The 15,267-nt window shown below is 63.1% G+C and carries 12 protein-coding genes; 7 read left to right on the top strand and 5 right to left on the bottom strand.

Features of this window, described 5'->3' with window-relative positions:
• Positions 1-24 precede the first annotated feature (24 nt).
• Both ACWF6P_RS14070 and ACWF6P_RS14065 read right to left on the bottom strand, forming a co-directional pair.
• Positions 25-690, bottom strand: a complete 666-nt coding sequence (locus tag ACWF6P_RS14070; RefSeq protein WP_230812285.1) for a fasciclin domain-containing protein — start codon at positions 688-690, stop codon at positions 25-27.
• A 165-nt stretch (positions 691-855) separates the two neighbouring features.
• Positions 856-1,152: a WhiB family transcriptional regulator gene (locus ACWF6P_RS14065; RefSeq protein ID WP_003940939.1), complete on the bottom strand. Its 297-nt coding sequence runs from the start codon at positions 1,150-1,152 to the stop codon at positions 856-858.
• Between the two features lie 604 nt (positions 1,153-1,756).
• On the opposite strand from ACWF6P_RS14065, the gene ACWF6P_RS14060 reads away from it, so the two are divergent.
• The 3 genes from ACWF6P_RS14060 to ACWF6P_RS14050 all read left to right on the top strand — a co-directional run bounded on the left by ACWF6P_RS14060 (position 1,757) and on the right by ACWF6P_RS14050 (position 4,276).
• On the top strand, positions 1,757-2,605 hold the full coding sequence (locus tag ACWF6P_RS14060) for a hypothetical protein (RefSeq protein WP_452621397.1): 849 nt from the start codon (positions 1,757-1,759) through the stop codon (positions 2,603-2,605).
• A 176-nt stretch (positions 2,606-2,781) separates the two neighbouring features.
• On the top strand, positions 2,782-3,360 hold the full coding sequence (locus ACWF6P_RS14055) for a sigma-70 family RNA polymerase sigma factor (protein ID WP_003940953.1): 579 nt from the start codon (positions 2,782-2,784) through the stop codon (positions 3,358-3,360).
• Positions 3,344-4,276, top strand: coding sequence for an anti-sigma-D factor RsdA (locus ACWF6P_RS14050; RefSeq protein WP_452621396.1), 933 nt, complete (start codon positions 3,344-3,346; stop codon positions 4,274-4,276). The genes ACWF6P_RS14055 and ACWF6P_RS14050 overlap by 17 nt, the downstream gene beginning before the upstream one ends.
• Positions 4,277-4,393: 117 nt before the next feature.
• Here ACWF6P_RS14050 and ACWF6P_RS14045 read toward each other — a convergent pair whose 3' ends face one another.
• On the bottom strand, positions 4,394-4,798 hold the full coding sequence (locus ACWF6P_RS14045) for a DUF5319 domain-containing protein (RefSeq protein ID WP_452621395.1): 405 nt from the start codon (positions 4,796-4,798) through the stop codon (positions 4,394-4,396).
• 243 nt (positions 4,799-5,041) lie between these two features.
• Here ACWF6P_RS14045 and guaB point away from each other — a divergent pair, with 243 nt between their 5' ends.
• From guaB to ACWF6P_RS14030, 3 genes are all read left to right on the top strand, one after another.
• Positions 5,042-6,565, top strand: coding sequence for an IMP dehydrogenase (gene guaB / locus ACWF6P_RS14040; RefSeq protein ID WP_283303226.1), 1,524 nt, complete (start codon positions 5,042-5,044; stop codon positions 6,563-6,565).
• Between the two features lie 27 nt (positions 6,566-6,592).
• Positions 6,593-7,732, top strand: a complete 1,140-nt coding sequence (locus tag ACWF6P_RS14035; RefSeq protein ID WP_452621394.1) for a GuaB3 family IMP dehydrogenase-related protein — start codon at positions 6,593-6,595, stop codon at positions 7,730-7,732.
• Between the two features lie 173 nt (positions 7,733-7,905).
• Positions 7,906-9,660, top strand: a complete 1,755-nt coding sequence (locus tag ACWF6P_RS14030; protein ID WP_452621393.1) for a GMC oxidoreductase — start codon at positions 7,906-7,908, stop codon at positions 9,658-9,660.
• Between the two features lie 70 nt (positions 9,661-9,730).
• Here the strand turns inward: ACWF6P_RS14030 and ACWF6P_RS14025 are convergent, their stop codons facing one another.
• On the bottom strand, positions 9,731-11,488 hold the full coding sequence (locus ACWF6P_RS14025; RefSeq protein ID WP_452621392.1) for an Ig-like domain-containing protein: 1,758 nt from the start codon (positions 11,486-11,488) through the stop codon (positions 9,731-9,733).
• 51 nt (positions 11,489-11,539) lie between these two features.
• Complete coding sequence (locus ACWF6P_RS14020) at positions 11,540-13,309, bottom strand: Ig-like domain-containing protein (RefSeq protein WP_452621391.1); 1,770 nt, start codon at positions 13,307-13,309, stop codon at positions 11,540-11,542.
• Positions 13,310-13,676: 367 nt separating this feature from the next.
• Between ACWF6P_RS14020 and guaA the strand changes: the two genes are divergently transcribed.
• Entirely contained in the window at positions 13,677-15,248 is a 1,572-nt protein-coding gene (gene guaA, locus ACWF6P_RS14015; RefSeq protein ID WP_452621390.1) for a glutamine-hydrolyzing GMP synthase, read from the top strand.
• The last annotated feature ends 19 nt before the right edge of the window (positions 15,249-15,267 follow it).

Below are 15,267 nucleotides of genomic sequence, written 5' to 3'. Positions count from 1 at the left end.
ACAAAGGCGCACAGCAGGTGGGGACTACTGCGGCATCAGCACCGAATCGATAAGGTAGACGGTGGCGTTTGCGGTCTTGACTCCACCGCAGACGACGGTTGCGTCGTTGACCTTGATGTTGTCACCGGATCCGGTGACGGTGACCGTTCCGCCCTCGGCGGTGGGGTGCGTTCCGTCGATCGCGTCAGGGGCGATCTGGCCGGGAACCACGTGGTAGGTGAGGATCTTGGTCAGCGTGGCGCTGTCCGTCTTGAGGCTGTCGATCGTGGCGGGGTCGATCTTGGCGAATGCCGAGTCGATCGGTGCGAAGACGGTGAACTCGCCACCGTTGAGAGTGTCGACCAGGTTGACGTCCGGGTTGAGCTGGCCGGAGACTGCCGCGGTCAAGGTGGTGAGCAACGGATTGTTGGATGCCGCTGTGGCAACCGGATCCTGGGCCATTCCGCTGACCGATCCGGCGCCGCTCGGCACTGCAGCTGCGTAGTCGGCACAACCTGCGCCGACCAGATCAGAAGCGGGCTCTGCCATCGCGCTGCTGGGAGACATGCTCGATCCCATGGGCGAAGACGTCATGGCGGCGCTCGAGGTGTCGGTCGACGAATCGTTGTCGTCGGAGGAGCAACCGACGACGCCGAAGACGGCGAAAGAGGCTGCTGCGGTGACTGCCAGAACTCGAGTAGAGGTGTTCATGGGTCTGCCTTCCTGAAGGGATGTGCTGAGGTGCACTGTCAGAAGGCATTCGGAGTCGGTTGTCGACAGGATGGGTCGGTGTCGGAAATTCTTTTCACGAACTGATGTGGGCATGCAAAAGCCCCCGAAAACTCTCGGGGGCCTTGTGCTCTCGACCTGCGCGTATCAGGACGCTATGCGAGTGGTGCGACGGTGGCGTGCGTGTAGTTCACGTTCGGTTTCCGACATTCCGCCCCAGATGCCGTACGGCTCGGCGACGGTCAGCGCGTGGCTGCGGCACTGCATCAGTACCGGGCACTGACGGCACATTTCTTTTGCGCGGGTTTCGCGCTGGGCACGTGCTCTACCGCGTTCGCCATCAGGATGGAAGAACATCGAGGAGTCGACTCCGCGGCACAGACCGTGCATCTGCCAGTCCCAGATGTCTGCGTTGGGGCCTGGAAGGTGATTCGGTGCAGGCATGTTGACTCCTTACTGCAAGCTCGCGTTGATCAACGAGCGGACCAAGTTGCCCGGAGGTTATCCGGGCCTTCTGAATCGTTCACGCTTGCTAACCGTAAGGGTGCTGAGTAAATCGCGTCAATAGGCTCGTTCAGTGGTGATCGGCATATATCGAAATGCGAGAGTTAACGAAGTATATATTTACATTTCGGTTCCTTCGTGCGTTGTGCTGCGCCGATGTCGGAATCGGGTCGATCGATGGGCTGACCGAGAAACCTGGCTGCTCGAGATGCGAAACCCACAGATCAGGGATATGTTTGCTGCTGATCGCCCGGCGAAATCACTCCGTCGTTCAGCTCGGTTTGCGTCATTTGTCCGATATTGAGCGAACGAGGTTTCGCTCCATTTCGGGACTTAGTGCCCAAGTTTCAACTAGGACATCTGTCCAATAAGTAATGCGCAGTTAACGTCACGGATATATGCCCGTTAAATATCATTACGAGTACATTTGGCAAATCTCAGTTGAATATCTGATTAACTCCGACAAACTTGCCTTTTGGTGTTTCTGTGCGGGTTAGGCACTGGTCGTGCGCTTGTCTTCTGGTGCTGCTGCGATGATCTACCTGTGTCGACACCTGCGCGCCCTGAAGCATCTGTACGATCCAAGACCCTCGAGTCCGCCGCATTCGGCGCGGATCCGGGCCTCGACCGGCTCCCGGCGCCCGGCTCCACCCGGGATTGGTGGACAACGGCAGTAGTTCTGGGTGGTCAGGGGCACTACGCCCGAGCGCGGGCGGCCTTGGATGTCCTGGACCGGCGCACGTCGGGGTTCTCGACGCATTCGGATCGAGTCCTTGCCTCTCTGTCTGCCAGCACAAGAGCGTCGTTTCTTCGTCAAAGCGGACGCCATGCGCTCGCGGCCACGTGGGACGGGTGTGCATTGGCGATAGTCGACGGCCTGCCCGTCAACCCGGAGGCTGCCTGTGATGCGCTGACCGGCCTGGCCGCGGACGCCCTCGGCTGTGGCCGGCTCCCGCTCGGCTGGCGGCTGCTGGGGGAGTGTCGGCGTCGTCTCGACGACGACGGTGCACTGGTTGTCGACGGTGGGCTGTGGCGGCAGGAAATTCGGATCGAATGGGTCTCGGCGGAACTGGCGCTGGCGGGAGGTGACTTCACGCGCGCCGGCAGACACGCAGAACGCGCCGTCGAATTGTCAGGGGAATCGGAGTCCGTCCGGCACCGCGTGAAGTCGGGTCTCCTGCGCAGCGCCGCTCTGACCGGAACAGGCCCGAGCGCTGCCGTGGAGTCGGCAGTGGATGTGCTCGCACAGTGTCAGCAGTACGGTCTGCTGCCCCTGGCCTGGGCGTCGTCGATGTTGATCGAGGGTGTGACCGGCGGGAGGACCTCGCCGAGTGCCCGTGAGATCGGCGATCTGATTGCGATGCGAGGTGGATCACTCCTCCCTTTGTCGTAGCCGCTTCGCTGAAAGTGTCCGGAGAACATTCCAGACAGGGGTGATTCGATATCGCGACTGCTGGGCGGGCATGCGGAGACCAGCCGGTCCGGATGGTTACTCTTAGAGGGTTCCGCTGAGAGCGGGAGCACACCCGCTCGGGAGGTGCCACTGTAACGCCAGGATTTTCGCTGACGATGACAAATACGAGCGATGAGTTGGACACCGCGGTCGCCGCTGCTGCGCAGGGCGACCGTACAGCTCTAGCTTTGGTTCTGGAGAACATCCGACCGATGGTGGTGCGCTACTGCCGCGGTCGAGTGGGTGCGGCCGAGCGAGGACACCTGTCCGCTGACGACGTCGCACAGGAAGTGTGTCTGGCCGTGATGACCGCGCTGCCGCGTTATCAAGACCAGGGACGCCCGTTCATGGCCTTTGTGTACGGAATTGCGGCACACAAGGTTGCGGACGCACATCGAAGCTCCGCCCGTAACAAGTCGGAGCCCGTTTCCGAAGTACCGGATGTAATAGCACTGGATGATGGTCCCGAACAGCGAGCACTCGATTCGGAATCCAGTAGACAGATGCACGAACTGCTCGGCACACTTCCGGAGAAGCATCGAGAAATCTTGATACTTCGCCTGGTGGTCGGGATGTCGGCCGAGGAAACGGCCGTCGCCGTCGGTAGTACCGCCGGAGCTGTACGAGTCGCTCAGCACAGGGCGATCGCGAAACTGAAAAAAGAAGTAACGAAAGCAGGTGAGAGCTTTGGCTAGAGACGAGGAGCGTGACGCTTCGAATCTCGGTGATCTCGCCGACGACGGTACGCCAGTGGATTTGGCTGCGGTTCGGCGTGACGATGCGCTGATCGAATCCATTTCGAGTGGTGGACCGGTAGCAACCGATAGCACCGAACAGTACGAACTTGCGTTGATTCTCTCGCAATGGCGTGACGATGTCGTTGCGACTCCGATGCCCGAGGGTCCGTTGTTGGACGATGTCATCGCTGCGATCACAGCGACGCCGTCCGGCTTCTCCGATCGTCAGCGTTCCCGTTCTCGATTGCGTGTGGTTCGTCCGATCGCCGCCGCTGCAGCTGTTGCAGCAGTGGTCTTCGGTGGCGCCACGGCGATGGCGTACGACGCCCAGCCCGGCGATGCTCTCTGGGGCGTCAAGCAGGTCGTCTTCACCGACGAGGCAAACTCGACGGTAGCGAAAATCGACACGACATCCGAGCTGGAAAAGGCCGAGCGCCTGTTGGCTGCTGGGGACATTCCCGCGGCAAAGATGGTGTTGGACAACGCAGCTCACCGTGCCGATGCGGTCAAGGACTCGCAGGACAAGACGGATCTCGTCGAGCGTTGGGGCAAGTTGATGACGCAGGTCCAGGAGACCACGTCACCCGCCATACCGCCGTCGACGAGTGGTCAGCCGGCTGGCCCGACCACTTCGATCACGGCAATTCCGGGCTCCTCGGTCAAACCGCTCAATCCTCAAGGACCTGGCGAACCGACAAGTTCGACCAAACCAGATCCGGGAGTGCAGCTGCAGTTGCCGCCGACGTCGGCGTCGTCGACACCGTCATCGTCGCCCACGACAACGACCACGACAACAACGACGACAGCCACGACAACGACGTCGCTGGCCCCGGCCTCGTCGCCGTCGGGTGATTCTTCTTCACCCCCGCCCTGATCGCATCGTTTCGATCTAAGTCATACGAATCGAAGTCATACGAATCGAAGTCATACGAAAGTGGCCGACAAGCAATTGCTTGTCGGCCACTTTCGAATGAACTTGGTGGGGTTTCGCTCAGTTGTCGAAACCGTCGCCGTGCATCGCCTCGTTCATCGACGCGTCGGCATATCCGCGGCAGTAGTCCCACGTGACATATGCCTCAGGCATGGGGTCGTAGGCGGGCTCGTGGGGGCGGACGGTTCCGTCCACGAGGAGCTGGAGCAGGTTTGCGCGCAGCATGTCCCAGTCGTGGTAGTGATCTTGTTGGCAGTCCTCGCAGCACACTACGAGACCGCGGATGCCGCGGTGAGCGAGGAGTGCCTCGTAAACGGCGAGGTCAGCGAGATCCTCCTCGACCGCTTGGCGTTCGTGGGGGTCGAGTGGTTGGCCCGGCTCGATGGCATCGAGAGCCGCGGAGGGGTCAGCTGGGTCGCCGGCGAAGGGATCTGGCGGCAGACCGGGGGGCAGTTGATCACGCACAGCACCACGGTACGCAGGTCAGGGGGGTCAGCGCCACTTGTTACGCGTACCCGCAGCGTGGGTGGGATGGTTCGGACCTTTGAGTGAGCCGATACCATGGTGTGCAACGCCGGGAAAAGGTGCCAGGAATATCTTTCTGTGCAGGTGCCTTCTATCCGATATCCAGCTTTCGTAATCCGTTTCGAGGCGGCTGCTACAGCGGTCGCCCTGGGCGAATCTAGGTCCATGGAGGGTCCTGACCGCATGAGTAGTTCTGCAGGACATGTACACACCGGAGGAGACGACCCCAACAAGGTCGCGATGCTGGGACTGACATACGACGACGTGCTGCTGTTGCCTGCCGCGTCCGACGTCATCCCGAGCCAGGTCGACACGTCCAGTCAACTGACTCGCGACATCCGTCTGCGGATCCCGTTGGTCAGTTCTGCGATGGACACCGTCACCGAGTCGCGCATGGCAATTGCGATGGCACGCGCCGGCGGCATGGGTGTACTGCACCGCAACTCGTCGGTCGACGTCCAGGCAGGACAAGTCGAGACCGTCAAGCGCTCCGAGGCCGGCATGGTGACCGATCCCGTCACGTGTAAGCCGACCGACACGATGGGCGAGGTCGACGCGAAGTGCGCTCGCTTCCGCATCTCGGGTCTGCCGGTCACCGACGACGCCGGCCAGCTGGTCGGCATCGTCACGAACCGTGACATGCGTTTCGAGGTCGACCAGAACCGCCCGGTCGTCGAGATCATGACGAAGATGCCGCTGATCACCGCTCAGGAAGGCGTCACCGCTGACGTGGCACTGGGCCTTCTTCGTCGGCACAAGATCGAGAAGCTGCCGATCGTCGACGGAAACGGCAAGCTCACCGGTCTGATCACGGTCAAGGACTTCGTCAAGACCGAGCAGCATCCCGACGCCACCAAGGACCGTGACGGGCGACTGCTCGTCGGCGCTGCAGTCGGTGCTGGCGATGACGCCTTCCAGCGCGCGATGGCGCTCACCGATGCCGGTGTGGACGTACTCGTGGTGGACAGTGCGCACGGGCATTCGTCCAATGTTCTCGACATGATCGCCAAGCTCAAGCGTGAACTGGGCGAGCGGGTTCAGATCATCGGTGGCAACGTCGCTACGCGTGCGGGTGCTCTGGCTCTGGTCGAAGCCGGCGTCGATGCCGTCAAGGTCGGAGTCGGCCCTGGTTCCATCTGCACCACCCGCGTCATCGCCGGTGTCGGTGCCCCTCAGGTCACGGCCATCCTGGAAGCGGTTGCCGCGTGCAAGCCTCTCGGTGTGCCCGTCATCGCTGACGGTGGACTCCAGTTCTCCGGTGACATCGCGAAGGCTCTTGCCGCAGGTGCGTCGACGGCCATGCTGGGTTCGCTGCTGGCCGGTACCGCTGAATCGCCCGGCGAACTGATTCTGGTCGGCGGCAAGCAGTTCAAGAGCTACCGCGGAATGGGTTCGCTCGGCGCGATGCAGTCGCGTGGCGAGGCCAAGTCGTACTCCAAGGACCGGTACTTCCAGGACGACGTACTTTCCGAGGACAAGTTGGTTCCGGAAGGCATCGAAGGACGTGTTCCGTTCCGTGGCCCGCTCTCGCAGGTGACGCACCAGCTCACCGGTGGTCTGCGCGCTGCCATGGGATACACGGGGTCGGCGACGATCGAGCACCTGCAGAACGCTCAGTTCGTCCAGATCACGGCGGCCGGTTTGAAGGAAAGCCATCCGCACGACATCACGATGACTGTCGAAGCACCCAACTACACCGCTCGTTAGCAACCAGTACACGAGAAAGGGGCGCGCGTGCGCGACCTCGTTGAGATCGGCATGGGTCGAACGGCCCGACGTACCTACGAGTTGGACGATGTGAACATCGTTCCCTCCCGGCGAACCCGTTCGTCGAAGGAGGTGTCGACTGCTTGGCAGCTCGACGCTTACAGGTTCGACATTCCAGTCCTCGCACATCCCACCGACGCATTGGTCTCACCGACCTTCGCGATCGAGCTGGGTAAGCGCGGCGGCCTCGGTGTCATCAACGGTGAAGGCCTGTGGGGCCGTCACCCCGATGTCGAGGAGAAGCTCCGGCGTCTCGTCGAGATCGCCGAGAAGGACGGTGGGGTCGACGCGGCCATCCGTTATCTGCAGGAGTTGCACGCGGCACCGCTGCAGGCCGGTCTTCTGGCCGCCGCGGTCGCGCAGGTCCGTGATTCGGGGGTCACCACTGCCGTTCGCGTCAGCCCGCAGAATGCGCGCGCACTGACGCCTGAGCTGATCAAGGCCGGAATCGACCTGTTGGTCGTCCACGGCACGATCATCTCGGCCGAGCACGTCGTGCACACCGAGCAGGAACCACTCAACCTCAAGACGTTCATCTCAGAGCTCGACGTTCCGGTCGTCGCGGGTGGGGTCAGCGACCACCGCACCGCCCTGCACCTGATGCGTACCGGCGCCGCCGGCGTCATCGTCGGGTACGGCTCCACCGAGGGCGCAACCACCACCGGTGAGGTCCTGGGCATCGGCGTTCCGATGGCCACGGCCATTGCCGATGCTGCAGCAGCCAGGCGTGACTACCTCGACGAGACGGGTGGACGCTACGTCCACGTCATCGCCGACGGTGACATCACAACTTCGGGTGATCTGGCGAAGGCCATCGCCTGCGGTGCCGACGCTGCCGTTCTGGGCACGCCGCTGGCCGTGTCCGCCGAGGCGCCGGGTGGCGGCTGGTACTGGCCGTCCGCTGCGGCTCATCCTTCGGTTCCGCGTGGAGCACTTCTTCCGGTTTCCTATGGGGAGCGTCCGAGTCTGGACCAGGTTCTGAGCGGCCCTTCGGACGATCCGTACGGTTCGCTGAACTTCGTCGGTGGTCTCCGTCGGTCGATGGCGAAGGCCGGATACTCCGATCTCAAGGAGTTCCAGAAGGTCGGGCTGACAGTCCGCGCGTAGTCTGTACCTTTCTGTGGCCTTGGTTCCTCGTGAACCGGGGCCACAGTTCGTTGTGCAGGACTTTCTTCCGTTCCTGATACTTGCGGTTACGCTTATAAGACCCCTTGTGGTGGTAGTCACAAGGAATAGGTGCATACTGGCGGGTAACTACGGTTCACGGTGGAGGTGTCCTGATGGGCAAGCAACGGGCAACGGACTACGACGTACTGATCGTCGGATCCGGGTTCGGCGGAAGCGTGAGTGCGCTTCGTCTCGTGGAGAAGGGCTACAAGGTCGGCGTCATCGAAGCCGGCAGGCGGTATGCCGACGAAGACTTCGCGAAGACCAGTTGGGATCTCAAGAAGTTCCTCTGGGCTCCGAAGCTGGGTTGCTTCGGCATTCAGCGCGTCCATCTGCTGCGCGACTGCCTCATTCTCGCGGGAGCGGGTGTCGGCGGCGGTTCGTTGAACTACGCCAACACGCTCTACCAGCCGCCGGAGCCGTTCTTCCAAGACAAGCAGTGGGCGCACATCACCGATTGGCGCAGTGAACTCACGCCGTACTACGAGCAGGCTCAGAAGATGCTCGGTGTGGTCCGCAATCCGCACATGACGCCCGCCGACGAGATCATGAAGTCGGTCGCCGACGACATGGGCGTCGGAGACACGTTCATCCAGACGCCCGTCGGCGTCTACTTCGGTGAGCCGGGCAAGAAGGCGAAGGACCCGTACTTCGGCGGCGTCGGCCCCGAGCGCACCGGTTGCATCGAGTGTGGCGAGTGCATGACAGGCTGCCGTCACGGAGCGAAGAACACGCTCCTCAAGAACTATCTGGGCCTTGCCGAGACAGCCGGCGCCGAGATCATTCCGATGACCACCGTGTCCGGGCTTCGTGAGGCTCGCGACGGTTCGTGGGACGTGTTCACCGAGCGAACCGGTGCATTCGGACGCAAGAACCGCCGCACGTACACGGCTGCGAACGTCATTCTCGCGGCCGGAACGTGGGGCACTCAGCATCTTCTCTTCGACATGAAGGACACCGGAGCGCTGCCCAAGCTCTCCGACAAGCTCGGCGAGCTGACGCGAACGAACTCCGAGTCCATCGTCGGCGCAGGCAAGTACAAGGTCGATCCTGCTCTTGACCTGACCCGCGGAGTGGCGATCACGTCGTCGTTCCACCCGAGCAGTGACACTCACATCGAGCCGGTCCGCTACGGCAAGGGTTCCAACGCGATGGGACTCCTTCAGACCTTGATGACGGACGGCGGCGGCACGACACCACGGTGGATCAAGTTCCTCGGTGTGGTCGCGAAGAACCCGTACCAGATGCTGCGCATGCTGACGGTCAAGGACTGGAGCGAGCGCACGATCATTGCACTGGTCATGCAGAACCTCGACAACTCCATCACCACGTACACGAAGAAGGGCTTGTTCGGTCGACGCAAGGTCACCAGCAAGCAGGGCCACGGTCAGCCGAACCCGACGTGGATTCCGGAGGGCAACGAGGCGACGCGTCGAGTTGCCGCGAAGATCGACGGCGTCGCAGGCGGTACGTGGGGCGAGATCTTCAACGTGCCCCTGACGGCGCACTTCCTCGGCGGTTGCGCTATCGCGTCGGATTCCGATCACGGGGTCATCGATCCCTACCACCGCGTCTACGGCTACCCGACGCTCAGCGTCGTCGACGGCGCAGCGGTCTCGGCCAATCTCGGTGTGAATCCGTCGCTGACCATTGCCGCTCAGGCCGAGCGCTCGGCCTCGCTGTGGCCGAACAAGGGGGAGACGGACCTGCGTCCCGCTCAGGGCAGCGGCTACGAGCGTTTGGCTCCGATCGCACCCAAGTCACCCGTGGTGCCGGCGTCGGCTCCGGCTGCCCTGGTTCTGCCGATCGTGAAGATCACCGGCGGCAAGACTGCTACCGCTGTTCCGGCGGAGCCTGCAGCCGGATAAGGTCGCCGCAAACGAGGATGGGGCGTGTCGTCGAAGATTCGACGACACGCCCCATCTCTGTTTCAGGGTGTCAGCCTCCGAGTGACCCGAACAGGGTGCCGAGGTCGAGGCTGCCGGTCCCGCCTCCGGGTCCGCCGTCCGTATCACCGGGGACGGTCAGGGTCTGCGGCGCAGATGCGGAGGACGTGTAGCCCGAAGCGCCCACGAATTCGGCAGTGACACTGTAGGTCCCGGAGTTGTAGAACGTCGCCGGTACCGTCGCGACACCGTTGACCACGTCGACCGGTCCACCGATGAGGGTGTCACCGACCTTGAACTGGACCTTGCCCGTGGCGCCGGCCGGATCGACCGTTGCCTTGAGCGTCACCGGGGTGTTCTTCTGGACGGTTCCGACGGCGTCGAGAACCGTAGTCGTCTCGACGTCAGCCGGAGCCGGTGTCGTGACACTCACCGGGAAGGCCGGGGCAGCAGACGGCGCGAATCCTGGTGAGCCGGTGAACTTCGCGACAACCTTGTGCGTTCCGGTCGAGGCGAAGGTGTACGGAGCGACGGCAACTCCGTCGGTTCCGACTGTGGCACTGACCGTTTCGGTGCCGTCGACGATGAAGTCGACGGTGCCACCGGTTCCCTGCGGATCGACCTTGGCAGTGAGGTTCACGTCCTGACCGACCTTCGCGGTCGACGGCGAAACCGTGGCAGTGGTGGTCACGGCGTCAGGCGGTGCGTCCGTCGTGACGGTCACGATCTTGGCCGACGCCGACGTCGACGCCAGGAATCCGGGTGCGCCGCTGTAGCTCGCGGTGATGGAGTGCGGCCCGTCCTCGGTGAAGGTCGGGGAGATGCTGGCCGATCCAGCCGTTACCGGCACTGCGTCCTCGAGTGGGTTGTCGCCGTCGAAGAACTGGACGGTTCCGCCGGTTGCGCCGCCACTGATGTTGGCTGACAGCGTGACGGGCGTTCCGTTCTTGGCGTTGGCCGGTCCGACGACCGTGGTGGTGGTTGCCTTGTCCGCCTCGATGATTCGCGTGGTGGCGAGGGGTCCGGCGCCGCTGTTGAGGGGGCCGTTCTCGGCGTCACGCGGGGTGCACCGCGTGGGCGCCCAGGCGGTGATGACCAGGGTGGCCTTGGGGAGGAATGTGAGGAAGTTGCGATCGTTGTTCCAGGCTCCTGCGCTACCGCCGGTGCGTACCTTCATGGCTACCTCGCCCGAGTCGCCGGCCTTGAGAACTGCCTTGACCTGGGGGAGTTGGAACTGGGTGTAGCCGTCGGCATTGTTGGAACCGTCGACGTTCTTGCCGGTCGCCTTGACGACGATTCCGCCTTCGGAGCTGGTGCTCGAGCTGGGGCTGTTTCCGATGACCTGGTTGTTTCCGGAGAGGCGCAGAATCGTTCCGTTGGGATCGACGTTGCCGTTCTCGTTGACGCGCAAGATGTTCGGCGCGGCACCGCTGAGCCCCGCCGAAGTGCCGGGGACGATGGTGGCTTCCACCAGGGTGGCGTTCGCAGGAACGTCGACGTCGACCTTGATACGGGAGACGTTCTGGACGGTCGCCCCCGAAGCGGAGCCGGGAAAGGCGATGGGACCCGGTTGGATGGTGACCTCGAAGGTTTCACCGGCTCCGATGGATTCCGGCGCGTCGACGATGACCGAGCCGGACTGGGACTGCGTGGTCGGACCGGCGACAGCGGACGGGGTTGCCAGGCAACTCGTGCCGAAGGTTGTTGTCACCGGGGCTGCCGATGCGGGGATTCCCGCGAGGATCACGCCACTGGCGAGTGCCGTGACGGCGATCGGCGCCGCGATGCGGCGTCTGGAATGCACGAACATGGATTCTCCTGAGTTCGGTACGGGAGTGGTGTCCAAAGCTGATGTGGGGGACTAGCTTCCGAAGAGCGGGATGAGTCCGCTGAGCGAACCGGTGTCCACGCTTCCGGTGCCGCCGCCGTCGGTCGGTGCGGTGCCGACCTGCACGACCGTCGGGCCGGAGACGGAGTTCTTCCAACCGGCGTCGCCGACGAAGTTGGCAGTGAGGCCGAAAGTTCCCTCGTCGTCGAAGGTGTGCGTGAGCGTCGCGACACCGTTGACGACGGCAACGGGTGCGCCGATGGGCGTCGTGCCGGACTTGAACTGGATCATTCCGTTTGCTGTTCCGGGTGCGACGGTGGCCTTGAGCTGCAATGCCTTTCCGACCTGAGCCGAGCCGCTGACGGTCAGAGACGTCGTGGTGTCGGCGCGAGCGGGCTCGGGATCGGTCACGTTCACCGTGAACGAGGTGGACGTGGAGCCGATGAATCCGGTTCCGCCGGAGAACTCTGCCGTCACGGCCGCAGCGCCCGCTGATGCGAAGGTGTGCGGGAGAATTGCAACGCCGTCACCCGTGCCGACGGGTGCCGTACCGACCTCGCTGCCGTCGACCTTGAACGTCACGGTTCCGCTGCTCGGGATGGGGGAGACGGTGGCCGAGAGGTTGGTCGGTTCACCGACTACTGCGGTGAGCGGTTCGACAACTGTTGTCGTGGTTCCCCAATCGGGATCGCTGACGTCGAGTTGGGTTGCGGTGGAGACGGAATCGCCGTAGCCGGCCTCGCCGGTGAACACTGCGGTGAAGCTGTGTGTGCCGGAAGCGTCGTAGCTGCGCGTCAGGGAAGCTGTCCCGTTGGCAACTGCTACCGGTGCGCCGAGATTGGTTTCGCCGTCCTTGAACTGCACCGTGCCCACGGCGTTTGCCGGTGTGACGACGGCGCTCACGGTGATGCTGTCACCGACCAACGCGGCGTTCGGAGCCGAGATCGTGGTGGTGGTGTCCGCGGAGACGTCGACGGTCTGGACTCCGGAGGTCGAACTGTGGAATCCCGACCCGGCGTTGTACGCGGCGGTGATGTCGTGTGCGCCGACGCTGGCGAAGGTGTGGGACAGGGTGGCGCTACCGCTCGAAACCGTGACCGGTGAGCCGATGTCGTTTCCGCCGTCCTTGAACTGGACGGTGCCGGTCGCGTTGGACGGCGCAACTGTCGCGGTCAGGTCGACCGGAGTGCCGACCTTCGCTGTTGCGGGTGCAACCAGTGTGGTTCCGGTGGCGACCGACGGGTCGACTACCTGGACGTTGACATTGATCGGGTTGAGGCCCTGCTGTGAGCTGAAGGCGTTGACATCGAAGAGCATGCCGCTGTCGTACGTCCCGAAGGCTGTTCCGACGGGGACCGTGTAGGTCGCCTCGAGGGTGACGGGTTGGTTCTTCTTGACCACGAATCCACCGACCAGGAAGGTGCAGCCGCTCGAGCACTTCGCGGTGACTCCGCCATCTGATTCGTTGCTGATCGTGGCCCGGTTGGTCACACCCAGGTAGGTGGCCTTGGCGCTGCCTGGCACGAGGACAAATCCTGCGGGAGGTATGTCACGGATCTTTGCGATCGACCGTTCGATGCCGCTTTCGTTGTGCTTGATCTCGGTCTTGTACGTGACGGTGTCACCTGGGTGAACTGCCGCGTTCCCGATGACACTCTTCGTGAAGATCAGGTTGTCGGTCGTGCCGGTGAAGGTGGTCGGCGGGGCTTCGTCAGCAGTGGCCGGCGTGCCGAGGACTAGAAGTCCGGCGGCTGCCGTCACGGCCGCGACAGGTATGGCGAGTCGTCGTATGAATCGACGCACAGGTCCTCCTCGAGGTGAGCGCCGTTCGGCGGCGCCGGCCGTTTGCGATCGTGATCCTGATCACTTGACGGGCGAGATTACCTTTACTGGACGTTTGGTTCAGGCGAATCGGTCAAACGTCCAGAAAATTCACCCTTCGTCCATTTCGGGCTCTGGCCTGCGATGATGTCGACGAATTGATTGCCGAGGCTAAGGTGCGGGCAATTGAGATGCCGTTGACCTGGACGATGGTCTAGATTGACGTGCCGTCGCCCCTCAGTTGTCAGGGTCGGGCTTTGTAGTGATGTACCTCGCGCCTGCTCGCTCGCGGAGTGGACTGAGTCCATGCGTGCGCAGAAGCGCTGGCTGCGGCGATTAGACTGCACCTGTGGCAGATATCGAGCAGCAGAGACCAGTTCTTGTCGTCGACTTCGGAGCGCAGTACGCGCAGTTGATCGCACGGCGAGTTCGCGAAGCCAAGGTCTACTCGGAGGTGATTCCGCACACCACGACCGTCGAGGAGATCGTGGCCAAGAACCCCTTGGCTGTTGTGCTCTCGGGTGGGCCCTCGAGTGTCTACGCAGACGGTGCCCCCAAGCTTGATCCCGCACTTTTTGATCACGACATCCCGGTTTTCGGAATCTGCTACGGATTCCAGGCAATGGCAGGCGCTCTCGGCGGCACCGTCGCCGAGACCGGTACCCGCGAATACGGCCGTACCGACATCGCGGTATCCGGCGGATTGCTCCACGACGGTCTTCCCTCGACGCAGCCCGTATGGATGAGCCACGGCGACGCCGTCACCGAAGCGCCTTCCGGCTTCGAGGTGACCGCGAGCAGCGATGGTGCTCCCGTCGCAGCGTTCGAGGACCGCGCCCGCAAGCTCGCCGGTGTGCAGTACCACCCCGAGGTTTTGCATTCACCGCACGGTCAGCAGGTCCTGAGCCGCTTCCTGCACGAGATCGCAGGCATCCCGGCGGCATGGACGGCATCCAACATCGCCGACGCGCTGATCGAGCAGGTTCGCGAGCAGGTCGGAGACGGACACGCCATTTGCGGTCTGTCCGGTGGCGTCGACTCCGCTGTTGCCGCTGCGCTTGTTCAGCGCGCAATCGGCGACCGGTTGACATGCGTCTTCGTCGATCACGGTTTGATGCGCGCCGGTGAGCGCACGCAGGTCGAGCAGGATTTTGTCGCGGCAACCGGCGCTCGCCTGATCACGGTGGATGCTGCCGACACCTTCATCGGTGAGCTGGCAGGGGTCACCGATCCCGAGACCAAGCGCAAGATCATCGGCCGCGAGTTCATCCGCAGCTTCGAAGGCGCAGTCAGTGATGTTCTGGGCGAGAACGCATCTCACGGTGCGACCGTCGACTTCCTCGTCCAGGGCACTCTGTACCCGGACGTCGTGGAGTCCGGCGGCGGCACGGGAACCGCAAACATCAAGAGCCACCACAACGTCGGCGGACTTCCGGAAGACCTGCAGTTCAAGTTGGTCGAACCGCTGCGTCTGCTGTTCAAGGACGAGGTCCGTGCCGTCGGACGCGAACTCGGCCTGCCGGAAGAGATCGTCGGACGCCAGCCGTTCCCCGGTCCCGGGCTCGGCATCCGCATCATCGGTGAGGTCACCCGCGATCGCCTCGAAATCCTGCGTCAGGCAGATTCCATTGCGCGCGAAGAGCTTACGTCTGCAGGCTTGGACGGAACGATCTGGCAGTGCCCGGTGGTTCTCCTCGCCGATGTCCGCAGCGTAGGTGTGCAGGGCGACGGCCGTACTTACGGTCATCCGATCGTGTTGCGTCCGGTCTCGAGTGAAGACGCGATGACCGCGGACTGGACGCGTCTGCCGTACGAGACCCTCGAGCGCATCTCGACTCGAATCACCAACGAGGTTGCGGACGTGAACCGCGTAGTCCTCGACGTGACGAGCAAGCCACCGGGAACTATCGAGTGGGAATAAAAACAACTGTGCGCCTTTG

The sequence above is a fragment of the Rhodococcus sp. NPDC055024 genome (assembly GCF_053608585.1).
Note: the sequence above shows the minus strand (reverse complement) of the source record. Positions and strands in the feature narration are given on the sequence as shown.

Excerpts from the sequence above, each read along its gene's own strand:
- ACWF6P_RS14070 (WP_230812285.1), bottom strand. The coding sequence starts at position 690 with ATGAACACCTCTACTCGAGTTCTGGCAGTCACCGCAGCAGCCTCTTTC.
- ACWF6P_RS14065 (WP_003940939.1), bottom strand. The coding sequence starts at position 1,152 with ATGCCTGCACCGAATCACCTTCCAGGCCCCAACGCAGACATCTGGGAC.
- ACWF6P_RS14055 (WP_003940953.1), top strand. The coding sequence starts at position 2,782 with ATGACAAATACGAGCGATGAGTTGGACACCGCGGTCGCCGCTGCTGCG.
- guaB (WP_283303226.1), top strand. The coding sequence starts at position 5,042 with ATGAGTAGTTCTGCAGGACATGTACACACCGGAGGAGACGACCCCAAC.
- ACWF6P_RS14030 (WP_452621393.1), top strand. The coding sequence starts at position 7,906 with ATGGGCAAGCAACGGGCAACGGACTACGACGTACTGATCGTCGGATCC.
- ACWF6P_RS14025 (WP_452621392.1), bottom strand. The coding sequence starts at position 11,488 with ATGTTCGTGCATTCCAGACGCCGCATCGCGGCGCCGATCGCCGTCACG.